The 24,206-nt window shown below is 68.1% G+C and carries 18 protein-coding genes; 9 read left to right on the plus strand and 9 right to left on the minus strand.

Going from position 1 to position 24,206, the window contains the following annotated elements; genetic code table 11:
- Positions 1-31: 31 nt before the first annotated feature.
- The 5 genes from BMY97_RS22100 to BMY97_RS22120 form a co-directional block, all read right to left on the minus strand.
- A complete protein-coding gene (locus tag BMY97_RS22100) occupies positions 32-1,375 on the minus strand; it encodes an ABC transporter substrate-binding protein (RefSeq protein ID WP_218156829.1) in 1,344 nt (447 codons plus the stop codon).
- 813 nt (positions 1,376-2,188) lie between these two features.
- A complete protein-coding gene (locus BMY97_RS22105; protein WP_245787431.1) occupies positions 2,189-4,003 on the minus strand; it encodes a dipeptide ABC transporter ATP-binding protein in 1,815 nt (604 codons plus the stop codon).
- Positions 4,000-4,806, minus strand: coding sequence for an ABC transporter permease (locus BMY97_RS22110; RefSeq protein WP_091619188.1), 807 nt, complete (start codon positions 4,804-4,806; stop codon positions 4,000-4,002). The genes BMY97_RS22105 and BMY97_RS22110 overlap by 4 nt, the downstream gene beginning before the upstream one ends.
- Before the next feature lie 56 nt (positions 4,807-4,862).
- Positions 4,863-5,828 carry an ABC transporter permease gene (locus tag BMY97_RS22115; protein ID WP_091619041.1) on the minus strand — a complete coding sequence of 322 codons (966 nt, stop codon included), beginning with the start codon at positions 5,826-5,828 and terminating at the stop codon, positions 4,863-4,865.
- The gene (locus tag BMY97_RS22120) at positions 5,825-7,462 is read right to left on the minus strand and encodes an ABC transporter substrate-binding protein (RefSeq protein WP_091619043.1); all 1,638 of its coding nucleotides are present in this window, start codon (positions 7,460-7,462) and stop codon (positions 5,825-5,827) included. Before BMY97_RS22120 ends, BMY97_RS22115 begins: the two co-directional genes overlap by 4 nt.
- 89 nt (positions 7,463-7,551) lie before the next feature.
- Between BMY97_RS22120 and BMY97_RS22125 the strand changes: the two genes are divergently transcribed.
- The 7 genes from BMY97_RS22125 to BMY97_RS22150 are packed head-to-tail and all read left to right on the plus strand — an operon-like array spanning position 7,552 to position 16,935.
- The gene (locus BMY97_RS22125; protein WP_143086252.1) at positions 7,552-8,343 is read left to right on the plus strand and encodes a helix-turn-helix transcriptional regulator; all 792 of its coding nucleotides are present in this window, start codon (positions 7,552-7,554) and stop codon (positions 8,341-8,343) included.
- Positions 8,344-8,389: 46 nt separating this feature from the next.
- A complete protein-coding gene (locus tag BMY97_RS22130) occupies positions 8,390-9,451 on the plus strand; it encodes an aminotransferase class V-fold PLP-dependent enzyme (protein WP_091619047.1) in 1,062 nt (353 codons plus the stop codon).
- 7 nt (positions 9,452-9,458) lie between these two features.
- Positions 9,459-9,842 carry a RidA family protein gene (locus BMY97_RS22135; protein ID WP_091619049.1) on the plus strand — a complete coding sequence of 128 codons (384 nt, stop codon included), beginning with the start codon at positions 9,459-9,461 and terminating at the stop codon, positions 9,840-9,842.
- A complete protein-coding gene (locus tag BMY97_RS22140) occupies positions 9,835-11,871 on the plus strand; it encodes an amidohydrolase family protein (RefSeq protein WP_177231483.1) in 2,037 nt (678 codons plus the stop codon). The genes BMY97_RS22135 and BMY97_RS22140 overlap by 8 nt, the downstream gene beginning before the upstream one ends.
- On the plus strand, positions 11,868-13,295 hold the full coding sequence (locus BMY97_RS46070) for a S10 family peptidase (RefSeq protein WP_177231484.1): 1,428 nt from the start codon (positions 11,868-11,870) through the stop codon (positions 13,293-13,295). Before BMY97_RS22140 ends, BMY97_RS46070 begins: the two co-directional genes overlap by 4 nt.
- Positions 13,292-15,343 carry a S9 family peptidase gene (locus tag BMY97_RS22145; RefSeq protein ID WP_177231485.1) on the plus strand — a complete coding sequence of 684 codons (2,052 nt, stop codon included), beginning with the start codon at positions 13,292-13,294 and terminating at the stop codon, positions 15,341-15,343. Before BMY97_RS46070 ends, BMY97_RS22145 begins: the two co-directional genes overlap by 4 nt.
- Complete coding sequence (locus BMY97_RS22150; protein ID WP_143086254.1) at positions 15,340-16,935, plus strand: M61 family metallopeptidase; 1,596 nt, start codon at positions 15,340-15,342, stop codon at positions 16,933-16,935. Before BMY97_RS22145 ends, BMY97_RS22150 begins: the two co-directional genes overlap by 4 nt.
- 360 nt (positions 16,936-17,295) lie before the next feature.
- Here the strand turns inward: BMY97_RS22150 and BMY97_RS22155 are convergent, their stop codons facing one another.
- Both BMY97_RS22155 and BMY97_RS22160 read right to left on the minus strand, forming a co-directional pair.
- Positions 17,296-17,994 carry a GntR family transcriptional regulator gene (locus tag BMY97_RS22155; RefSeq protein WP_091619057.1) on the minus strand — a complete coding sequence of 233 codons (699 nt, stop codon included), beginning with the start codon at positions 17,992-17,994 and terminating at the stop codon, positions 17,296-17,298.
- Positions 17,991-18,806 carry a carbon-nitrogen hydrolase family protein gene (locus tag BMY97_RS22160; protein WP_091619059.1) on the minus strand — a complete coding sequence of 272 codons (816 nt, stop codon included), beginning with the start codon at positions 18,804-18,806 and terminating at the stop codon, positions 17,991-17,993. The genes BMY97_RS22155 and BMY97_RS22160 overlap by 4 nt, the downstream gene beginning before the upstream one ends.
- Before the next feature lie 206 nt (positions 18,807-19,012).
- Between BMY97_RS22160 and BMY97_RS22165 the strand changes: the two genes are divergently transcribed.
- Positions 19,013-20,212, plus strand: a complete 1,200-nt coding sequence (locus tag BMY97_RS22165) for an IS110 family RNA-guided transposase (protein ID WP_091619061.1) — start codon at positions 19,013-19,015, stop codon at positions 20,210-20,212.
- 29 nt (positions 20,213-20,241) lie between these two features.
- Here BMY97_RS22165 and BMY97_RS22170 read toward each other — a convergent pair whose 3' ends face one another.
- Positions 20,242-21,537: an MFS transporter gene (locus BMY97_RS22170; RefSeq protein ID WP_091619063.1), complete on the minus strand. Its 1,296-nt coding sequence runs from the start codon at positions 21,535-21,537 to the stop codon at positions 20,242-20,244.
- Positions 21,534-22,205 (minus strand): RraA family protein, encoded by a 672-nt coding sequence (locus tag BMY97_RS22175; protein ID WP_091619065.1) that lies wholly within the window; start codon positions 22,203-22,205, stop codon positions 21,534-21,536. The genes BMY97_RS22170 and BMY97_RS22175 overlap by 4 nt, the downstream gene beginning before the upstream one ends.
- Before the next feature lie 293 nt (positions 22,206-22,498).
- Between BMY97_RS22175 and BMY97_RS22180 the strand changes: the two genes are divergently transcribed.
- On the plus strand, positions 22,499-24,202 hold the full coding sequence (locus BMY97_RS22180; RefSeq protein ID WP_245787432.1) for an APC family permease: 1,704 nt from the start codon (positions 22,499-22,501) through the stop codon (positions 24,200-24,202).
- Positions 24,203-24,206 lie beyond the last annotated feature (4 nt).

Here is a 24,206-nt window from a genome sequence, read left to right on the forward strand (position 1 = left end):
GAGTCGCTGCTGTCTCGTGCTCATCGGCTTCCTACTGTCCGTTCTGCAGGTTCTGGATGTTCTGCAGCACCGAATCCAGGCCGGCGGGATTCTCCAAATAGGACACCACACCCTTGGCCGCCCCGGTGACCACCGCGGTCTTGGCCAGCAGGGCAGGTCCCGGGGCGAGCCGGACACCGGGCGCGAAGTAGGTCTTGGCGATGTTCTGCAGCGTCGGGTCGGAGTAGATCGAGGCGGGCACGTTCTTGTTCGCCACCGGCCAGTGATTCGCCGAGGCCAGCAGCGCCTGGGCCTGATCGGAAGCCAGGTACTGCAGGAAAACCCTGGTCTCGGGCGAGTCCTTGAACGCGTAGGTGACCTCGGCGGAATAGGTCTCGCTATTGGCGTACTGCGGGTTGGACGCCGGGATCTGCATGGAGGCCAGGTTCTTCCCCGGCTGCACGCCGGGGGCGGATCCGGTGATCAGTCCGCCGGTCCAGCTGCCCCAGATCACCGCCTGGCAGGTCGGCGGCTCCGCCACCAGCCCGTTGGATCCGGTGCCGGTGTTCTGCGAAAGCGAGCCCTGCACACCGCCGTTGACGTAGGAGTCGTGGGCCGCGATGGCGCCGAACATCTGGAAGGCGTCCTTGACCTGCGGTGAGGTCCAGGGCAGCTTGCCCGCGCCCCACTGCTCGGTCAGATCGGGGCCGTACTTCTTGGCGAACAGCGCCTCGATGAACAGCTCTCCCGGGTACCCGTTGGAGGTGCCGCCACCCTGGGCGTTGCACCAGGCGGTTTTGCCCTGCTTGCCCTGCTGCTCGGTCCAGTTCTGCACGTCCTGCCAGCTGGAGCCGGCCTTGGGCCCGCTGTAGGTCTGCGGGTCGTACCACAGCTCCATGTTGTTGAAGCCCTGGTAGACGCCGTAGATGCTGGTGCCGATGGAGGCGGTCTGGTTGACCGACGGGGTGAAGTTGTTCGCCAGCTCCTCGCCCATGAAGCTGGAGAGGTCGAGCAGCTTGTGGGTCGCGGAGTACTGCTGCATCACGCCGGGCGCGGTGGTGACCAGGTCCGGCGGGTTGTTCGCGGCGACCCGGGACTGCACGACGTTGAGGTTGTCGCCCGAGCCGGTGAAGTTGACCTGGACGCCGGTGGCGTCGGTGAAGGGCTTGTAGAACGCCTGCAGCAGCGCGGCTTCCGAGCCGCTGTTGTCGCCCATGACCGAGAGCGAGCCGGACAGTTTCTGGTTGCCCATCAGCTTCTTGGCCTCGGCCTGCGCGGCGGCCACCAGCTTCGGGTCGAGGCTGGTGCCGCCACCGGTGGTCCCGGTGCTGGCGGCCTGCTGCTGGCTGGCGCAGCCGCTGAGGCCGAGCGCCGCGACGAGAGAAGCCGCGATCACCATGGCCGCCTTGGGCTTCACACGAGGGGATGAACATGGCATGGCTACGTCAACTCCGATGTTGGTGGGACATGTTCACGGGTTTTGCGCGCGGGCGGAGCCGGCCGGCGGCGGGGACGGACCACCACCACGGAGCCGGGCGCGGGCCGGGCCGGCGCGCCGGAAAATCGCGCGCTCATCCCTCCTCACTGAGGTGCGCTCAAGCTTGCGGGCGGGGAGCACGCAGCCCGTCGGCCAGCCTTTCCAGGTTGGCGCCGAGCGTAAAGTAATCAAGCGTCAACAGTCAATAGGTGACAACTGTTCGAGTTCGGCTCGGCGCGGTCCGCAGCCCGCCGCACGTCAGAGCCCTGCGGTCGGCTCTCCGTGGACGCCCGGCGAGACTGCCGCGAGCAGTCCGGCCCCGGCGGCGAGTGTCGGCGGCGAACGCGGGCGAGTGAAACGGAGCGGATGATCCGCTTGTGGGAGTCGCTGCTGCGGTCCGGTGACTTCTCCTCGGCGACCGCTTGGCAACGAGGCCCTGGGCAAGCTCACCCCGGTCGAGTTCAAGGCCATCCACACCGCCGCGGCAGAGGAGGAATGATCAGAACCTCTGGGTGACCCTCAGCGGTGCGAAATGGAGAGACGCACCGTGCCGAGGATGATCTGAAGCCCCTGTAGTTCTGATCAGGACCCCGCATTCGATGACAACGACCATCCGGTCACCGGCGAGGCGTCGTTGATCGAACAGATCGCCCGCGAAGGCACCCCACACCTCACGTGCCCGGTGAACGGGTGCCTGTCTTCGGACATGTCATAGCCGGTGCCTTATGAAGGTCAGGCGCCATGCGCGCGGTTGACGGCCTCCGGCTGTCCACCAGGTACTGACGCGACGAGGCTCGCCGTGTACGGGTGGGTGGGGGAGTCCAGCAATGTCTCGGTGCGGCCGGCCTCGACGACCTCGCCGCGGCGCAACACGACGGCTCGATCGGTCATCTGCCGGACCACCGCCAGGTCGTGGGTGATGAACAACAGGCTGGTTCCTTGCGTGCGGCGGACTTCACGCAGGAGTTCGAGGATTTGGGCCTGCACCGAGACGTCGAGCGCGGCGACTGCTTCGTCGCAGATCAGCAGCTTCGGCCGGACCGCGATGGCGCGGGCGATCGCCACCCGCTGCCGTTCGCCGCCCGAGAGCGCCGCGGGTTTCCGTCTGGCGTACGGCGCCGGAAGCCCAACCTGTCGCAGCAGCTCGGCGACGGTGCCGCCGCCGCCCGCGGTGAGCGCTTCGCCCAGCGTCGCGCCGATGGTGAGCATCGGGTTGAGCGAGGCGTAGGGATCCTGGAAGACGACCTGCACGAGCTGGGTGGCCTGGCGACGCTGGGACCTGGTCAGCCGCCGCGGATCGCTGACGTCGAGCGGCCCGAGCCGGATGGTGCCGGACGTCGGGGTGGCCAGGCCGAGCACGCACCGGGCGATGGTCGTCTTGCCGGAGCCGGATTCACCGACCAGTCCGACTGATTCACCTTGCTTGACCTCGAACGACACGTCGGCCACCGCTGGGGTGGTGCGGGCGCGCCCGCCGAGCCCGCTGGTGCGGTGGACCTTGTGCAGGCCGGTGACGGTAAGGATCGGATCGCCCGCGTTCACCGGGGCCGAGGTGGCCGGCTCGCCGAGCGTGGTTTGCCGGACGTCGACCTCCTGGCCGATCTCGGCGATGCGCAGGCAGGCGGACGACCGGCCGCCATCGATGACGGTGAGCGATGGCCGTCCGGCCGAGCACACCGGTCGCGCCCATTCACATCGGGCGGTGAACGCACACGTGTCGGCGATCTCGTCTGCGAGTGGCACACTGCCGGGTATCGAGTTGAGGCGCGCCACGACGTGCGAGACCGGAGGCTCCGCGAGCAGCAGGCCAAGCGTGTACGGATGCCGCGGCGCCCGTGTCATCGCGGCTGACGGCGCATCCTCGAGGACCGAGCCGGCGTACATCACCAGGACGCGGTCGCAGACGGAGAAGGTCACTCGGAGATCGTGGGTGATCAGGATCAGCGCCATCCCGCGGTCGGTCTGCAGTTTTCGCAGCAGACCCAGGATCTCGGCCTGGGTGGTGGCGTCGAGCGCGGTCGTCGGCTCGTCGGCGATCAGCAGCTCGGGGTCGCCGGCGAGGGCGGCCGCGATGGCCACGCGCTGGCGCATGCCGCCGGAAAGCTGGAACGGGTATCGCTTGGCGATGTCGGCGGGGTCGAGCCCGACTTCGGCCAGCCGGCGGGCGACCTCGGCCTGTGCGGTCGAGCGCGAGCGCTGCAGGGCCCGCGGCAAGGACTCGCGAATGTGCTCACCGGTGGTCTGAAGCGGGTTCAGCGTGGTGAACGGGTCTTGCATGACCATGCCGAACCGCGTCCCCCGCAACGGGCGCAGCTCGCGCTCGCGCTTGCCCAGCAACGGGATGCCGTCGAACGCCACGGTCCCGGAGGCCCGCAAACCTTCGGGCAGCATGGCCACGATCGACCGAGCGGTGACGGTCTTGCCACTGCCGGACTCCCCGACGATGCCGAGGGTTTCCCCGGCTCGCAGGTCGAAGGAGACGTCGCGGACGAGGGTGCGGTGCGCTGCTTGGACGTGCAGGTCCTGGACGGTCAGCAAGGGGTTCACGGTCGGGTCCCACCTACGGAGTAGCGGTCATAGAGCCAGTCGCCGAGGAGCGTGACGCTGGTGGCGGTGAGCGCGATCAGCGCGCCGGGCACGAGCGAGATCATCGGGTTGTCGGTCAGCAGGTTCTGCCCCGTCTGCAGCAGGGCGCCCCAGTCGGGGATTCCCGGTGGTGCACCGAGTCCGAGGTAGGACAGCCCGGACAGGCTGACCAACGCGCCGACGAAGTCGAGCAGGAACGTGGCGATCACCGTCGGCATGATGTTGGGCAGGATGTGGCGCCTCATGATCCGCGCCGCCGGCAGCCCGAGCGTGCGCGCGGCTTCCACATAGGGCAGCCGGGCCTGCACCTGGGTGGCGCTGCGGCACAACCGGATCTCACCGGGGAGGGTGAGCACGGTGAGGACGGCGACCGCGACCCAGTAGCCGCCGCCGACCACGCCGATCACGACGACGATCACCAGTAGACCGGGAAGGGCGTACATCAGGTCCGCGAACCGGTTGGTGAGCGAGTCGATGAGCCCACCGCGGTAGCCGGCGAGCAGGCCGAGCGCGCCGCCGAGAAGTACCGTGCCCAGCGCCACACACAGCGGCCCGAGCAAGGCTGTCCCGGCTCCGGCCATGACCTCGGACAGCACGTCGCTGCCGAGCTGGTCGGTGCCGAGCCAGTGCGCGCCGCTCGGTGGGGAAACGCTGAGCAGCGGGTTCTGCTCACCTGGGTCGAAGGGGGCGAGGCGGCGGCCGAACACCGCGAGCACTACCGCCACGAACAGCCACCCGGTCGCGAGCCGGACGGTGATGGGCATGCGGTTCCGGCGGGCCGAGCGCGCTCGGCCCGCCGGAACCTGGGAGACGGCCACCATCAGGCACCTCGATTCTGGCTGGTCCGGGTGCGGGGGTCGAGGACCAGCGTGAGCAGGTCCACCAGTAGGTTGACGAGCACGACGACCATGCCGAGGAGCACGGCGACCCCCTGCACCACGGGGATGTCCTTGTCGGTCACGGCCTGCAGTAGCAACGAGGCGACGCCGGGCAGCGAGAACACCTGCTCGACGAACAGGTCGGCCGACAGCGCCGCGATGAGCAGCATGCCGGCGCTGGTCACGATCGGCAGGGCCGAGTTACGCAACGCGTACCGCACCAGTACTCGGAACGGGCTCAGCCCGCGGATGCGCGCGAAGGCGACGTAGTCCTGGTGCATCACGGTGAGCGTCGCCGCCCTGGTCTGGCGGATGACGATGGCGGAGAGGAACCCGGCGAGCGCGATCGCGGGCAGTGTCAGGTGGACGACGCGATCGCGGAAGCCTTCACCCACACCGAACACGGGGAACCAGTCCAGCCACACACCGAACACGTACAGCAGTGCGATGGATAGCACGAAAGCTGGTGCGCTTATACCGAAAGTGGCCAGCAGCGACACGGTCCGGTCGGTGGTCCGGCCGCGCCGGATGCCCGCTGCCATGCCCAGCGGGACGCCGAAGCCGAGCACGAGGATCACGGCGTAGACCGCCAGCTGCAGCGAGAGCAGCAGCCGATCCCCGATCAGCCCGGTGACACCGCGGTCGACCTGGACCGAGATCGATTGGCCGAAGTCGAACCGGACGGCGTTGCCGAGCCATGACCAGTACTGCGTGAGGAAGGACTGGTCGAGGTGATATTTCGCGTTCAGCGTCTCGATCAGTTCGGGCGTCGCCGGGCGCGTGCCGATCAGGGTCTGCAGCGGCGACCCAGGTGTCATCGCAAGCAGCGCGAAGACACCGAAGCTGAGTACCAGGAGCAACACCGCGGCGGCTGCCAGCCGCCGCGCGGTGAACGACAACAACATCATGTGGTGGACCTCAACAGGTCGATCCAGGCGCCGCTGAGAGTGTCGAACAGGCTCGGATTCTGGGTGAACGTGTACCCCTTGGCGAGTGCGTAGGCGGTCTTCTCACTGAACAACGGGATGTAGGGCAACTGATGGGCCACGTCAGTGAGGATCGCCTTGGTCGCCGCCCAGCGGTCGGCCTTGGAGTAGGTGCCCGCTGTCGCCGGTGCGATGGCGGGATAGTTCTTCTCGATGACATCGTTGGTGAAGTTGGCCGAGTTGGGCAGGTTGGGCTTCATGTTCGCCGCGCCGACGAAGCCGAACAACAGGCCGGCGGGGTCGGTCGTGGTGGTGCTGAATCCACTGAGAACCTGGAGCCCGGTGGCTTGGTGACTGAAGAAGGTCTGGAACCACTGGCCGGCCGGGACCGGTTGCGGCGTGATGGTGACGCCAAGAGGTTTCATGTTCTGTTGCAGGTTGAGCACCAGCAGCCGTGACCAGTTGGACCCGTTGATGTAGGGCACGGTCACCGAGAATCCGTTCGGATAGGCGGACTGGGCGAGCTGGGCCTTCGCTTTGGCGGGATCGAGTTCGTACTGCGGCAGTGAATCGAGGAACTGCTGCGCTTCGGCCTGGGACGGCATCACACCGGCCAGCTCCTCGATCGGGACCAGCGTCTGGAGCTGTTCGGCGTTGCCGCCGAAGGCGGCGGCGAGGATGCCCTTGCGGTCGATCGAGTAAGCCACTGCCTGGCGTACGTGAAGGTCGTTGAAGGGCGGCTTGGAGGTGTCCATCGAAAGCAGGTCCGAGACCAGGTTCTGCGCCGTGTAGACGGTGGTGCCGTTGATGCCTTGCCACTGCGTGGTGGTCTTGAGGTCGGCGATCCCGGAGCCTTGGATCGAGTCGGACCGCATGGCCAGCTGCGCGCTCGCCCCGTCGGCGATGACCGTGAACTTCACGTTCTGCGCCTTGGGCCGGGTACCCCAGTAGTTCGGGTTGGGCTTCAGACTGATGTCCTGCGAAGTCTGCGACTGATAGGCGTACGGGCCGCTGCCGACCGGCAGCGCCGCCGAGGTACCCAGATCGTCCGGGTGAGCGGTGGCGAAGGCTGCCTCCAGCACTGGCAACTCGGAGACCGTTTCGCGCATGTTCACGCTGGGGAACGCCCATTTCACGGTCACCTCCCCCGGACCGCTCGCCGTGGCGCCGGCGAAGCCGGCCATGTTGCCCGCTGTCTCGGCGGTCTTGGCCGCCGCAGCCTTGATGCTCCAGGCGACGTCGTCCGCGGTCAGCGGAGTGCCGTCGGAGAATTTGACGCCGCTGCGCAAGGTGTAGACGAGCGTCTGGGGATCCACCTGCCGTGCGGAGGTGGCGAGATTCGGCTGGAGCTGGGCGGTGCCCTCGTTGAGGGAGACCCGTTCCAGCGGTTCGGTCACCAGTGAGGTGATCAGCTGGGTTTGGACCTTCGTGGTGATGCCGGTGAGCGAGGTAGGCATCGCCGGAATCGCATAGGTAAAGGACGGAATGTCCGACTCCGTGGCGGGAGCGGCGCCCGCCGGTGTACCGGATCCGCCGGTGCAGGCGGTAGTCAGCAGGACCAGGCTGGCGGCAGCCGCAGGCAGTGCGAGGCGGATACGCCGGATTCTCTGATGCATAGCTCAGGTTCCCTTCACGTAAGTAGTCAGAACTATACAGATTGTCGCAGATATAGACAAGAAGTAGAAATATCTGATAGACAGGTGTCGTGCGACGGTTGCTGGTAAGTACTGCTTCCCGCGGGGTCGAGCCGGGCCTCTCATCGCGTGAACAGAGAGGTGCTCGAGATATGACGAGCGAACCCGAAGACCGGGAGCTGAACTTCACCACCGCCGAGTGCGCGCACGCGGCGTTGGTGGTGAGCCTGGTCGGGCCGATCGTCCCGGCGCTCGCGCAGGCTCTGGCCCCGCGCACTGAGGTAGTCCTGCACAACCTGACTGCCATGCCGAACACGATCGCGGCGATCGGCGGCGCCATCACCGGGCGGGAGGTCGGAGGGCCGCCGACCGACCTGGGGCTGCGCAGCTTCAAGGAGGGCCAGACCGACCACTGGCTGCGGTACTCGACTGAGCTGCCCGACGGGCTGAAGATGCGGTCGTCGAGCATCTATTTCCATGCGCCGTCCGGGAAACCCGTCGCCTGTCTCTGCCTGAACGCCGACATCACCGCGTTGCACCAGGCGCAGGAGATCCTCGCCGGACTCACCGCGACCGATATGCCCGGCGTCGAACCGGGCGTCGCCGAACCCATGGAGACCTTCGCCGACTCGATCGAGAACCTGAGCGAAGGCGTGTTGAGCCGGGCCATCGAGGCGGTCGGGGTGCCGGTGGAGCTGATGAAAAAGGTGCACAAGTACGCCGTCACCGAAGACCTGAACCGCCGCGGCTTCTTCGCGCTGCGAGGCGCGGTGGACCAGGCGGCACACGAGCTCGGCGTCAGCCGGCACACGATCTACAACTACCTCAACGAGTTGCAGGGCGAACATGATGGCGACATGTAGTCGAACATTTCGACTAGTAGTAGAATTCTTTGAGGTGTGAACCGACATGGGCGACCTGATTCGCAGGCTCAGCGGCGGCCCTTCGGCCGGATATTTCGACACCGCGTCGATCGGTCTCGTGCCTCGTGAGGTTCGCCAGGCGGTCGCCGACTGCTACGACGCGATGGGTCTCGGTACCCGAGGCGCCCTGCGGTGGCGGCCCGTGACCGAGCGGGCACGGGAGACGTTCGCCGCGGAGTTCGGGGTCACCGCGGACGACATCGGTTTCATGGCCAGCACCGGCGAGGCACTGAACGCGTTCGCGCACGCCGTACCATGGCGCCCGGGTGACGAGGTCCTGGTGCTCTCCGACGAGTTCCCGACCGTCCGCCTCCCCTGGCTCGAGCTGGGGGACGAGGTGACTTTGGCCGAGGTGCCGCCGCTGGCCGGTGATGATCGGCTCGGCGCGCTCCTGGCGGCGATCGGGCCGCGCACCCGGGTAGTGGCGGTGTCCCAGGTCAGCTCGTTCACCGGCACCACGATCGACCTCGACGTGCTCGGGGCGGCCTGCGCACGGGCTGGCGCGATGCTGGTGTGCGACGGCGCCCAAGCGGCCGGTGCCGTCCCGGTTGAGCTGAGTGGGGTGGATTTCTACGTCGCCACCGGCTACAAGTGGCTGCTTGCCGGGTTCGGCGTCGCGGTGGTGATCGCGAAGCGCGAGAGCCTCGACAGGTTGAAGCCGTCCCTGCTCGGCCATGGCAATCCGCCGCCGAGCGCGAAACTGTCCTACGGCCACCTGAACCTGCCTGGCGTGTACGCGCTCGAAGCGGCGTCGGCCGTCCGGCGGGCCATCGGATTCCCCGAGATCCAGGTGCGAGTCGCCGAGCTGGCGCAGCGCATCCGCGCTGAGACCGCCGAACTCGGGCTCCTGCCTGTCGCCTCAGCCGCCAGGACTGGCGGCATCGTCAGCCTGGCCGGGCTGCCCGATGTCCCAGCGGCGGTGGACCGGCTTGCCGGCTCGGGAATCGCTGTCGCTTCGCGAGGCGGCCGCCTCCGGATTTCGCCTTACCTGCACACCACTGACGCCGACGTCGACCACTTGCTGGCCGAGCTGAGCGCCGTCCGATAGGAGAACCATGGCAAAGAAGACCATCAACACCGGCTCCGCGCTCGGCCCGTACTCGTCGGCAGTGGTGGCGGGCGAGCACTGCTACATCGCGGGCACCGGCGGGTTCCTGCCCGGCACTTCGACGATCGTCGACGGCGGCATCGAAGCCGAAATCCGGCAGGCGATGGACAACCTCGAGGCCACGCTGGCGCGGGCCGGCTTCGCGCTGGCCGACGTCGTTTCGGTGACCTGCTACCTCCGGCACACCGAACACTGGCCGGTGCTCAATGAGGTCTACCGCAACTACTTCACCAAGGACGAGCCGGCGCGTGCCTCGCTGGTTGTCGCCGGCATGCCCGCCAATGCCAGCTTCGAGATCACCTGCGTGGCGTGGCGAGGCAAGGATGCCTGAAAACCCTTCCGGCGACGAAGAAGCGCTGAGCCCGCACGAGCGGTCGAATGTCCCTTTCGAGGGCTTGCCAGGAGCCGAGCGCTGGGTTGTCTACTCCGGCGGCGAACGCGTCGGATCGGTCGACGTCCGAGATGACGGCGCTGAGGCGCTCGTCGATTACAGGGTCGACACCAACGGCCGGGGCGCGAAGCTGCGCGAGCACATCGGGCTCGACCCGAGCGGGCTTCCTCGGCGCTGGGAGATCGACGGGACCTCGTTGATGGGCGGCGCGGTGCGGGAACGTTTCACCGTCGCCGGCAACCGTTGTGAGTGGACCAGCCAGGCGGACGAGGGGGATCGGCCGGCTCATCCCCCCGCGCTCTACCTCGCCAACGACACCAGCCCGTACGCGTCCGGCGTCTACGCACGGGCGGCACTGGCGGCGGGCGGCACAGTCGACGCGTTGCCCTCGGGCAAGCTGACCGTCAAGCATCTGCGCCCGGTGCGGCTCGCCGGCACCGACCTCGAAGCCTACGTGCTCGCCGGCGTCGGCTTGTTTCCCGAGTTCGTCCTGCTCGACGAACAACGCCGGATGGTCGCCAAACTGGGCGGGACACTCATGGTCCGCGAGGTCGTGGTCCGTGAGGACCATGCGGACGCCTACCCGGAACTGGTGGCGCTCGACCGCGAGCTTGGCGCGCATCACGCACGGCGGATCCAGCATCGGATCAGACACCGCTTCGACACCCCGGTGCGAGTCCGCGACGTACGTGTGTTCGATCCGCACACGCTCACGTTGACCGGACCGTGCTCGGTGGTCTTCTTCCGCGGCCGGGTCACCGCGGTGGAGCGCGGCAGCGAACTTACGAGCGGCGAGGTGCAGATTGACGGTCAAGGCGGCACACTCCTGGCCGGCCTGCACGACATGCATACTCACACCACGGCCGCGGCCGGATCGTTCTTCCTGGCCGCGGGCGTCACCACCGTGCGGGACATGGGGAACGACAACGCCATGCTGCTAGACCTGATCCCGAAGGTCGACAGCGGGGAGCTGCCCGGGCCCACGATCGTCCCGTCTGGGCTCATCGAAGGGCGCAGCCCCTACTCGGCCGCACTCGGCGTGCTGCCGGAGACCCTCGAGGAGGCAATCGACGCCGTCCGCTGGTACGCCGCCCGCGGGTACCACCAGATCAAGATCTACAACTCCGTCGACCCGTCGTGGCCCGAGCGGATCGCCGCCGAAGCCCACCGGCTGGGGCTGCGCGTCACGGGGCACGTCCCGGCGTTCACCACACCGGACGAGATGATGCTGGCCGGTTTCGACGAGATCACCCACATCAACCAGCTCGTACTGGGCTGGCTGCTGGACAAGGACGAGGACACCCGCACCCCGCTGAGGCTGACCGCCATGGCCCGGGCCCGCGACCTCGACCTCGATGGCGCCAGGGTGCGGCGCACGCTCGGGCTCATGCGGCGGCTCGGCGTCGGCCTCGACACCACCGCGGTGATCCTGGAGCGGCTGATGCTCAGCCGTGCGGGCCAGGTGCAGCAGGGCGACGTCCCGTACCTCTACCACACGCCGGTCGGCTACCAGCGCTACCGCCGTCGCACCTTCGTGCCGGCCAAGGACGAAGAGCAGTTGCGGGCCTACGAGGAGTCGTTCCCCGTCTTGTTGCGGGTCATGGCCATGCTGCACGAAGCCGGCGTTCCGCTCTGGCCCGGCACGGACGACGGCACCGGGTTCACGCTGCACCGCGAGCTGGAGCTCTACGTCGCGGCGGGAATTCCCGCCGCCCGGGTGCTCCGAATGGCCACATTGGACTGCGCTGAGCACCTCGGCAGAGGGTGGCGCAGCGGCAGCGTCGAGCTTGGCAAGGACGCCGACCTGGTGCTCCTCGACGGCGACCCCACCCTCGACATCAGCGCGATCCGCCGAATCAGGATGGTCGTCAAGCGCGGCGACGTCTACTTCCCGGCGGAGATCTATCCGGAGTTGAACATCGCGCCGTTCGGCGAGTCCCCGGCGATCCAGACGGGAGTATCACAGTGAGCGTCACCTCGGAGGCGGTCATCACCCACCACAGTGGACGGTTTAATGGTCGTGAGGTCGGCTACACAGCCACGGTGCGGCCAATCACGGTGGCGCCAGCCGGGGCGGGGGGGCCGGCGGCCGAGATCGTGTCGATCGATTACCTCGCCAGTGACGCCGGGGATCCGGCGGACCGGCCGGTGCTGTTCCTCTGCAACGGGGGGCCGATCGTGGCGTCCGTACCGTTGCATGTCGGCGCGTTCGGGCCACGCCGCGTCGGCTTTCCTGACAACCTCGCCACTGCGACGCCGGATCTACCGACCATCCACAATGAACACTGTCTGCTGGACGTCGCTGACCTCGTGTTCTTCGATCCGCCCGGAACCGGTTACAGCCGTGTCGCGGAGGGGACCGACGCCGCCGCGTTTGCCGGCGTGACCTCCGACGCGGGTCTGATGGCGGCCTGGATTCAGCGGTGGCTGCGCGACCACGATCGCGCGTCCTCGCCCGTGTACCTGGCTGGGGAGAGCTACGGGACGATCCGGGTCGCGACCGTCGCGGCGGAGCTGGCCGCCCGAGGCGTGCGGCTCGCCGGGGTGTGCCTGATCAGCCAGGCCACCAACATCATCGAGACCTCCGGACGCCGGAGCAACCTGACGGGCTACGTTGTGTCATTGCCGACGTTCGCCGCGATCGCTCGGTACCACGGGCGGACCGGCAGTCAGGAACCGTCGATGCCGGAGGTGGTCGAGGAGGCATCCGAGTTCGCGCTCACTGAATACTTTCCGGCACTGTGGAAGGGATCCCGGCTTCCGGAAGCTCAGCGCAAGCGTGTCGCGCGGAGGCTGGCCGAGCTGACCGGCATCCCCTCGACGCGCTGGGCCGAGCGAGGGCTGCGCCTGACGAAACACGAGTTCCGGGCAGAGCTGCTGGCCGAGGAGAACCTGGTGCTGCACTTGTACGATGGCCGCTTCGCAGGGCCGCCGGCGAAGCCCGCAAACCCGGGCTCGATCGAGGCAAAGATGCTCGGCCCCCAGCCGGAAGGCGCCGACACGGTGGAGCGTGCGATCGACGCGGCTATCGATCCTTACTTGCATGACTTCCTCGGGGCCGGTCGGGCGGAAGAGTACGTGCACCGGGCGACCGGCATGGTGGGGAAGTGGTCGTGGGCGGCGACGGACTCGCCGTTCGGGGACTGGCCGTACGGCGACGCGCTCACCAGGGCGATGACCACGCTGCCCGACCTCCGGTTGCTGGTCTGCACCGGAATCCATGACCTGTCCACCACGATCGGTGCCGCCGAACACGCGGCGGCCCAATGCGGCTGGCCGATCGAGCGGGTGAGGCTCGCGCGCTACGACGGCGGCCACATGATGTACGCGGAGCAGGACAGCCTCACCCGGCTCGCCGGGGACGTACGGGACCTGATTGGACGGAGCACGTGAAACCACAGGACATCGACCACATTTACAGCCTCGGCCGCCCGTCTCTATCCCCGGACGGGAGCGCCATACTCGTCACGCGGCGATCGCCCCGGGTCGACCACAACGACCACGTGAGCCGGATCTGGATGATCCCCACCGCCGATGGCGAGCCGCCGCGGCGGTTCACCCACGGCGATCGTGATGCGGAGCCCGCGTACTCGCCGGACGGCCGCTGGGTAGCGTTCGTGCGGCCGGATGGGCGTGGGCGGCCACAGCTGCACGTCATGCGGGCCCGTGGCGGTGATGCGTGGCAGCTGACCCACCATCCGATGGGCGTGGCCGCGCCAGTGTGGAGCCCCGACGCGGACCGGATCGCCTACCTCGCGTTGCTGCCCGAGCCTGGCCGGTACGGCACCGACCCGGCCGTGGGGGCGGACCAGGAGCCGCCTCGATTGGTTACCCGGCCGTTCTATCAGGCGGACGGCCTCGGCTACACCGTCGACCGGCGCCGCAAGCTGCACGTGCTCGACCTTCCTGCCGAGGGCAGGCCGGCCGACCCCTGGGTGGTCCTCGATGACGAGCACGACGAGGAAGCGCCGGTCTGGAATCCGGATGGAACGCTGCTGGCCTTCGCCGCCCGCCGACGGGCCGGAGCCGAGCGTGAGTCTGGAGTGGACATCCACGTGTGCGCACCCGACGGCAGCGGACTGCGCGTCCTCACCGACGGCTCGGTGTCCGGCGGGCGCCCGGCCTTCACCCCCGACGGCACTGCGGTCCTCTTCGTCGGCGTCTCGCTCCGGGAGGATCGTGTGCGCTGGCGCGAACACAATTTCGGGGTCTGGCGGGCCCTCGTCGAGGTCAGGGAGAAAGCGCCAGAGCGGGTGACCGCGAAAGGCAGCGTCGACCTCATGCCACCGATCACCGCGAACGCGCTCGGCGTGTGCTTCCCCGGCGATCGGCTCGTGTTCAGCTCGGCTCACCGTGGTGTGGCCCGGCTGGTGTCTTACACGGCCGAGGGCGATCAACTGTCCCTTCTGGACGACCGGTACACGGTCGGCGGGTACTGCGCCGGAATCGCCGGCGGGAAGCCGGCGCTCGCGGTGAGTGTGTCGACCACGACGTCACCCGGAGAGGTCGTCCTGCACGTCGACGGCAAGACCAGGGCACTGACAAACTTTTCCGGCCTGCTGAGCGAAAGCCTCGCGATCCGCGAACCCGAAGAGATCATCGCCACGGCGTCCGACGGGTACCCCGTCCACGGCTGGGTGGTGCGGCCGGGCGGTCCCGGACCGCACCCGGTGCTGTTGCACATCCACGGCGGTCCGCACTGGCACCACACATCGGCGGTGTTCGACGAGGCTCAGGTGTACGCCGAGGCCGGATACGCTGTCGCGCTGTGCAACCCGCGGGGCTCGCTCGGCTACGGGCCGGAGCACAGCGAGGCCATCGATGACAAGCTGGGGACGGTCGACGCCGACGACCTGCTCGCGTTCGTCGAGCAGGTCGCGGCGCTGCCGGGCATGGACACCGGCCGGGTTGGCATCATGGGTGGGAGCTACGGCGGCACGATGACGAGTCTGCTGATCGGCCGGACCGATCGGTTCGCCGCGGCCATCAGTGAGCGGGCGACCAACGACCAGGTGCTCTTCGTCGGCACGAGCGATGTCGGCTGGCTCGCCGATCCGCGGCCGCACGGGGAGTCGCTGGACCGTCTTGTCGAGCAGAGTCCGATGAGCTACGTCGATCGCATCACGACGCCGACGCTGATCGTCCACTCCGAAAAGGACCTGCGGTGCTCCTTCGCGCAGGCGCAGGTCTTTTACGCCGCTTTGCTCGCGCGGAACGTGCCGACCGCGTTGCTGATCTTCCCGGGGGAGAACCACAATCTGACCCGCTCCGGCCAGCCGCGGCACCGGGTCGAGCGGTTCCGGCACGTGCTGGACTGGTGGGCCAGGTACCTGCCGACCGAACGTAACCCGCTCCTCGAAGGAAACCCCTATGCCGGTTTCCCCGCAGGAGAATCCATTGTGGACAGGAAATCCGTGGAAGCGGAAGAGGTGGTTCGGTGACCCCGCCGCGGCTCCAGCTCACGTTGTCGCCTCAGCCCGATGGTATGCGGGTCGATTACGTCGTGGAGTCACCGGACGTGCCCGCGGCCGGCACGCTGTTCCGGCTCCCCCGGATCATCGTCGGCATCCCCGGCAGCGCGGTGTCCACAGCGGAGATCGAGGCCACCGACGCCGATGGCCGGCTCGAACTCGTCGAGACCGACGAGCCGGCGACATCGTCGGGGACCTATCGGCGCTGGTCGGCCACCCGGGACACGGCCGGCGACCTGCACGTGCGTTACTTCGCTCCGGTGCGCGTGGTCGAGCGGGCCACCAGGAACGGCCCGCTGTTCGACCTGCGAGCCGAAGCCGGCGGCCTCAACGGCGCCGGTGTCACCTTCCTGGCGTTGCCGGACACCACCGTCGAGTACGACGTCACGCTGACCTGGGACGTAGGGGGCGGGTCCGGAGTCAGCGGGCTCGGCGAGGGGATGGTCCGGACCACCGCCACGGCCGAGCGGCTGGCGTTCTGCTTCTACATGGCGGGGCCGGTGCGCCGCCACCCTGACACCATCGATAGCACCTTCGTGACGTACTGGTCGAGCGATCCGTCGTTCGATACAATGGACGTCGCCGCGCGCTGCGAGCGGATCTACCGCACTATGAGCAAGTTCTTCCGTGAGCCAACTCCAGGGCACCGGGTATTCATCCGCAAACACCCCTACCCGGGCAACGGCGGCACCGCGCTCCCACGCTCGTTCATGTTCGGCTACAGCGAGCTCGAGTCCCCGGATGTGGACGATCTGGCCACACTGATCGCGCACGAAACCGCGCACAACTGGCCGCGGCTCGACGGCGAGCACGGCAGGACGGCCTGGTACACTGAAGGCACCGCCGAGTATTACTCGATCATCTTGGCGTACCGGGCCGGCCTGGTCGACGAGTCCGCTTTCCTCCGCCTGGTCAACGATCGTGCCCGCGGCTACTACACGAATCCCCTCCAACGCCTCAGCAACGATCAGGTAGCCGAGCGGTTCTGGCGCGACCAGCGCGCGCAGCGCGTGCCCTACGGGCGTGGACTGTTCTACTTCGTCGACTTGAATGCGAAGATCCGTGCGCGCACCGAGGAGCGCCGGTCCCTCGACGACCTGGTCCTCGAGGTGCTCGACCGGCAGCGGTCGGGGGAGGAGGTCGGCGTGCCCGAGTGGATCGACCTGGTGCGAGGCGAACTCGGCGACGCGGGGCAGGCGGACTTCGAAGCCATGTCGGCCGGCCGGCCGATCGTGCCACGATCCGACGCATTCGGTTCGGGATTCATCCGCGAGACTGAGATGGGCAAGGCAATCGAACTCGGCTTCGCGATATCAAGTCTGGAGACCGGGGTTGTCACGGATCTGATTCCCGGCTCCGGGGCAGAGCGGGCCGGGGTACGTGAGGGAGACCGCATCCTTGTCGCACCTGGCGGCGCTGAGGTGGCGCGAGGACGGATCAGTGAAGTTTCGCTCACACTCGAGCGTGGCTCCCGCAGCGTTCACTTGACGTATGCACCGGAAGGGGAGGAGGTCGAACTCCACCGGTGGTGCGCCGTCCGCACGGCAGTCTCGGACGGATGACCCATCGGGGCCGATGGGCATTCCCAGCTCGGCTTCGGGCTTTGGGCGCTGGCCCGAACCCCCTGCTCACACTCTCCCAAGGCGAGGAGCGCCGCTTGATGGAAGTGAAGCTCCCCCAGCACCAGAAGCACGTCGGAACCCGGCCGCGGGGTTGCCGCTCGCCCGTTTGGGACTTCACCGAGACGACGCTGTCGCTGATCGAGGAGTTCGGGCCCGACTGGGACTCCTCGTTGATGGATCGCGACTTCCATCCGTACCGGCCACGCCCCGTCACAGTCGGGTGGGAGAAGGGCGACACCTTCGACCCTCCAGCCCGAGCTCGTACTCGGTCTGACCCGGCGAGGCGCGCTGGTCTCTTGGCTACGGCAGGAAACGATCAAGCTCCGGGGCGAACCGTTCCAGGTGCTCACGCAATGCGTCTTCCGCTTCCTCCAGCTCGAACCGCTTGAGTGCCTCGGCGATGCGGCGGTGTTGCGGAATGGCGACTTCCACCCGGCCGGGAATCAAGCTGAACGAGGTGACACCCGTTCGCTGCTGGCGATCGCCAAGGGACCGGTAGACGTCGGTCAGCACGGTGTTGCCGACCACGCTGACGATCGCGGTGTGGAACGCGCGGTCGCAGGCGACGAGTTCGGGGTTGGTGGCCCGTTCGGTGAGCAGGCTTTCCTGTCGCTCGATGAGCGGGAAGAGCAGATCAGCCGTCTCGATCCGGTGTGTCACGATTTCCTGTGCCGCGTGGAGCTCGAGGACGAGCCGGGTCTTCGACAGTTCGCGCACGTGGCGCGCGGTCACGAGGGTGACGAACGCCCCTCGGCGGGGCAGGAGCTCGATGAGCTTCTCCGCGTCGAGCCGCAGAAACGCCTCTCGGACCGGGGTACGGGAGAGTCCGGTGACGGAAGCGATGTCCATCTCGGTCACGATGTGCCCTGGCGGCAACGTCAGGTCGAGAATGAGGCCTTTGACGTACTGGTAGGCGAAGTCTTTGGCCGCGACGCCCGCCGGCCGGGCTGCCTGGGGCAGCTCCGGCCGGCCGGCGTCGTCGTCGAACGAAGTAGTCATCGGGGGGCGAGTCTAGCGGGTTCGACCTGGAACCGGCGGTTGCCGAGGGAGGGATTGGTGAGGCGCACCTCCTCGAGCCGGGTGCTCGACACGGTGGCGACCGCCACACCGGGTGCTTCACCCGCACCTGCCACGACAATGCCCATCGGGTCCACGATGATGCTCTGGCCGCAGCACACCGGACCGGTCTGGCCGGCGGCGAGCACGTACGCCGTGTTCTCGATCGCACGGGCTCGCGCGAGCACTTGCCAGTGGTCTTCTTTCGCGGGACCGGCCAGCCACGCGGCCGGCAGTGCCAGAGCGACGGCACCGGCGTCGACCAGATACCGCGCGGCCTCCGGGAACCGCAGGTCGTAACAGGTGAGCATGCCCCACCGGAGGCCGTCGACGTCGAACACGGCGGGCTCGGTGATGTCGGCGGGCGTGATGTGATCGGACTCGCGGTACCCGAACGCGTCGTACAGGTGGACTTTCCGGTACACGGCGCGGATCGCACCGTCCGCGCCGATCGCCACGAGTGTGTTGGCGGGGCGTGCGGGCTCCGGCAGCCGTTCGGTGAGCCCCGCTACGACCGTGATCCCCGCCGCGCGGGCGGCGACGGAGAGCGCGGTGACGAACGGACCGTCCAGGTCCTCCGCGTGGGCGGTGAGATCCTCGGCCGGATCGGGCGCCGCGTACATGCTGTTCTCCGGGAGGACGACCAGCCGGGCTCCCGCTCGGACGGCGGTGTCGACGGCGCCCGTCGCCGACTTGAGGTTGAGCTGCTTGTCAGGGCCGCTGGCGAACTGCGCCACCGCTGCCGGGAAATCCATGGTGTCTCCGTAAGTTGTTAGGCGGCCCGGGAGGGCCGGATGTGGCTGATGACGTCTTGCCCGTGGTGGCTTCCAAGGAGTGGCCGTCCGATCCTCCGGGGCGCCCTGGCTGCTGATTGAGATGCGCGTGCTGGTCGCTGTTTACGGAGACGACGGCGGGGTGTTCCTCGGGCCAACGGACAATCGAGCAGTTCGAGGAGACGCGTTTGAACGAGCAACGCACCCGTGTCTGGGCAGGGATCGACGCGGGCAAGGCCCACCACTGGGCCGCAGTGGTCGACGACACCGGGACGACGGTCTGGTCGCGCAAGATCGCCAACGACGAGGCGGCGATCCTCGACGCACTGGCCGACATCCTGGCCTTGGCTGAGCACGTGTCCTGGGCGATCGACATCGCCGGCACCGCATCCGCGCTGCTGCTGGCCCTGCTCGCCGCCCACGGCCAGCACACCGTCTACGTGCCCGGCCGCACCGTCAACCGCATGACCGGCGCCTACCGCGGCGAAGCCAAGACCGACGCCCGCGACGCCTACGTGATCGCCGAAACCTCCCGCGTTCGCAAGGACTTCGCGGCCATCGACGTGCCCGCGCAGCTGGCCGCGGACCTGGCGCTGCTGACCGCCCACCGCACCGACCTGGTCGCCGACCGGGTCCGCCTGATCAACCGGCTGCGCGACGTGCTCACCGGCATCAGCCCCGCCCTGGAACGCGTGTTCGACTACTCCGCACACAAAGGCGCCCTGCTGCTGACCGGATACCAGACCCCGGCCGCGATCCGCCGGGTCGGCCAGACCCGGCTCACCACCTGGCTGACCAACCGCCATGTCCGCAGCGCTGGCACCGTCGCCGCGACCGCCCTGAACGCCGCCCGGTCCCAGCACACCACGCTGCCCGGCGAACAGGTCGCCGCCGGGATCGTGACCGAACTGGCCCGCCAGATCCTCGCGCTGGACAACCGGGTGACCGTGATCGAGACTCAGATCCGCGACACCTTCCACACCCATCCCCAGGCCGAGATCATCGAGTCGCTGCCCGGCATCGGCCCGATCCTCGGCGCTGAACTGGTCGTCGCCGCGGGCGACCTGGCCGCCTACGCCGACGCCGGGCACCTGGCCTCGGCCGCCGGACTGGTGCCCGTGCCACGGGATTCGGGCCGCCGCACCGGCAACCTGCACCGCCCCAAGCGCTACAGTCGCCGGCTGCGCCGCGTGTTCTACCTGTCGGCGCAATCGAGCATCATCCGCGACGGCCCCAACCGCGACTTCTACCTCAAAAAACGCGGACAAGGACTCAAACACGTCCAAGCAGTCATCGCCCTGGCCCGCCGCCGAGTCGACGTCCTCTGGGCACTGCTGCGCGACAACCGAATGTTCACCCCCGCCCAGCCGATCACACCGACGGCTTGACAACCTCATTGAGCCTCCTTGCTCGAGAATCAGGCCGCGCCAAGTGCGCGCAGCGGACGTTCCGGGTGGACGAAGGCCCAGCAGACCGACCCGAGCACTCCGGCGGCGGCGAGTGAGACGAGGGCGAGGGTCCAGTTGCCCCCGATGCCCACCAGCAAGCCGGTGAACAGCGGGCCGGCCGCACTCATCAAGTTGCCCCACAGGTTGGTCCAGCCGGCCACCGTCGGGCCGTGGTCGCCGCCGAGGTCCTGGCAGGCGGCCCACACCTGGATCTGCACGGTGCCGACCGAACCGAGGCTCAGGCACAGGAAGACCATCATCAGCGGCACGCTGGAACTGAACGCGCCCAGGACGAGGAATACCGCTGCGACGAGGTAGCCCGCCGCGGCGGCGCGGACCCGGCCGGGCCAGCGGCGCAGGACCCGGTCATTGAGCGTGCCCATGCCGAACACGCCGGCGACGAGCGCGATCCACGGCAGTGAGCCCAGCCAGCCCATGGCGGTGAACGACACCCCACGCGCTTCGACGAGGTAGGTCGGCAGCCAGGTGGTGAAGAAGCTCTGGATGATGATCAGGAACGCGTACTGCAGGCCGATCGCCCAGAATTGCGGCGAGCGGGCGAACGCCTGCCATCGCAAGGCCGGGCCACCACGGGCCGGCGCTTTTCCGGACTCGATGTAGGCGGCCTCCTCGGCGGAGACCCAGGGGTGGGCACGCGGCTCGTCGCGGACCAGCCACCACCAAAGCGCGGCGAGCACCACGCCGACGGCGGCGAACAGGTGGAAGACCGCTGCCCACCCGAGGACATCGGTGATCCACACGACCAGCGGAGTGCCGACGATGCTGCCCAGATAGAGCCCGCACAGCAGCAAGGAGTTCCCGCGCGACTGCTCCCGCTGGGGAAACCATCGCTGCAGCGTCAGTACCGACGCCGGCCAGTCCGCGGCCTGGCCGATGCCCAGTAGCAACCGGATGACGACGAACCCGAGGAAGAGCACTCCGTACGGGGTGATGAACGTGAAGGCCGACCACCACAACCCGGCCAGCGCCAGCATTTTGCGCGGCCCGAACCGCCGGGCGAGCAATCCGCCCGGCACCTGGAACAACGCGTAGGCCCACCAGAACGACGTGAGCACAATGGACAGCTGGGTGACCGAGAGGTGGAAGTCCCGCGCGAAGACCGGGGCGACCACGGTCATCGCGGTCCGGTCCATGCTCATCACGAAGGTCACGGGCAGCAACAGTCCGCCAGCGAGCAGCCAGCGGCCGTGCCCGGACGCCGGCGAGCTGCGCGCGACGCCCCGTCGCGTCGGCGCGCTCTTCATCGGACCGCGTCGGTCGAGAGACCGGCGGCGAAGAGCTTCGCGGCACCGGTGAGGTCGGACAGGTGCTCGCCCTGGCTGATCCGCACTCGCGCATCCGGTTCCGCGGCCTCCTTCTCCTTCAGGAGATTCGCGATGTCCCAGGCCTCGGAGCGATCGAACACCGCGATCCCGTCAGAGTCCGCGAAGATCACGTCGCCGGGGTTGACGACGGTTCCGCCGATCGTCACCGTGATGTTGATCGAGCCTTCGACTCCCAGAATGCGCGTCGTGCGTGCCGAGACGCCGGCTGAGAACACAGGTAGCCCGGTTTCGACGATCTCCTCGACGTCGTTGACGGATCCGGCGAGGACTGCGCCGGCCGCTCCCCGGGCGGCCGCGGTGTGCGCGAGGACGCCACCGAAGCACGATCGGCTGTCCCCGGACTGGTCGACGACCAGAACGTCGCCTGGCCGCAGGCCGTCCGCGGCGACGTGCACCGCGGTGGAGTCCAGGTGCGGGATCCGCACGGTGACCGCGACGCCGACGAAGGCCGCCGGTCGTCGCAGCGGGGCCAGGCCACGGGGGAACCCGTAGTCGCGCAGGTGTCCGAGAGTCGAGGTCGACACCGTCGAAAGAGCCTTGACGAGTGCCGGCTCGAGCGGGTCGGGGGCGGGGCGGCGAACGAACATGGTCGGACTCCCTTCTGTGCATGCGTTACGCATGCGTTGAGTATGCGTAGCATGGTTCCCGGTGCGCGGGCAAGGCGTGGTTTCAATGGATCGGTCAAGCTCGGCGAAGTCCAGGCGTCCGGCTTTGGCTGTTATCGGAACCGGATCGCTTCTGGGGCAACGGTTTTGCAGGACTGTGCCGATTTTCCCCGTGCTTGTGCCGGGGCGCCTTGACCAGACGCCGGGCGCCGCTTAATATTCGGGCCACTACAGAGACCAAAAGCCCGAATGTGTCCCGGTGGGATGCCGTCGTCGTGGCCGGCGCCCGGATTGTGAGCACGAACGTGATGCCCCAACGAGCAAGTCTCGGACAGCCCGGCCCGCCGGACCCGCACGCCATGGTGGGCGAAGACGGGAAACTGCGGCGGCGGCTCGGATTCTGGTCCTTGCTGGCGATCGGCGTCGGCAGCGTGATCGGCTCGGGCTGGCTGTTCTCGGCGATGTACGCGGCGAACGCCGCCGGCCCGGCATCGCTGGTGTCCTGGGTGGTCGGTGGCGTGCTGATGCTGCTGATCGCACTGGTTTTCGCCGAACTCGGCATGGCGCACCCCGAATCCGGCGCACTGGTGCGCTACCCGCTGTACTCGAACGGCCGGCTCGCCGCGACCGTGGTCGGGTTCGCGACGTGGCTCGCGTTCGTGGGGAACCCGCCGACCGAGGCTTCGGGGGTAGTCCAGTATGCGTCGACCTGGCTGGGTGGGGTCTACGACGCGAAAGCCGGAAAACTGACCGGTTCGGGCATCGTGCTGGCGATTGTGTTGATGGGGCTTTTCGTCCTGCTGAATTACTTTGGTGTGCGGTTGTTCGCGAAATCGAACAACGTGGTCACCGCGATCAAAGTGGGGATCCCGGTCACGACCGCGGTCCTGCTCGTGGTGAGCGGCTTCGACCATCAGCACGGCGCGGGTGGTGTCGCCAATCTCCATGCGCACGGTGGTTTCGCGCCGGCCGGATACGCGACGGCACTGGCTGCGATCGCGTCCGCGGGCCTGATCTTCGCCTACACGGGATTCCGCAACATCGTCGAGCTGGCCGGAGAGGTGACCCATCCCCGCCGAGACATCCCGCGCGCACTGGTGGCGACGATCGTGCTCACCATCGTGCTGTACCTGGCCCTCCAACTGGCCTTCCTCCTGGCTGTGCCGGACAACCTCCTCGCGGCACGAGGCTGGCAGGGGATCAACTTCGACTCTCCTTTCGCCGACCTCGCGCAGCTGCTGGGCATGACCTGGCTGTTCTGGTTGCTGCTCGCCGATTCGTCGCTGTCACCGAGCGGTTCCGGGATCGTCTACACCGCGTCGAACGCGCGCAATGTCTACGGGATGGCCAAGAACGGGCTCCTCCCGGCCGCGGTGATGCGGATCCACGACCGAAGCGGAGTGCCTCGGCGAGCGTTGCTGCTCAATTTCGTCATCGGCGTCGCGTTCCTGCTTCCGTTGCCCAGCTGGCATCAGATCGTCAGCACGTTGAGCACCTTGGTGGTGTTCACGTTCTCCATCGGCTCGGTCACGCTCATGGCGTTCCGCTCGCAGGGGGTGACGGCCGAGACCGACCGGCTGCGGGGGATGCGGATCATCGCACCGGCCGCGTTCGTCGTGAGCTCGCTGGTGATTTTCTGGGCGACCTGGACGGATCTGCGAGGCACGATTCCCGTCATGGTCGTGGCGATCGGATGGTATTGCGCCGCCGCGGCCCGGCGCCGGCGCAGCCGCGGCGGTCCGGTCTTCGCCCGCGACGATCTGCGAGGCGGCGGCTGGCTCGTCGTTTACGTGGTCGTCATGTACTTGATGTCCTACGCCGGAAGCTACGGCGGCCGTGGGTGGATTCCGGCACCTTGGGACAGCGTGGTCACCGCTTGCCTTTCGGCGTTCTGTTATGCGTGGGCAGTGCGGGCCGGAATCCGTTATCTGGCAGCACATCCGTTCCGCGCACACGCGCCCGGTCACGACGAACAGTGAAGGT

Source organism: Amycolatopsis saalfeldensis (assembly GCF_900110575.1).
GTDB classification, from domain to species: Bacteria; Actinomycetota; Actinomycetes; order Mycobacteriales; family Pseudonocardiaceae; genus Amycolatopsis; species Amycolatopsis saalfeldensis.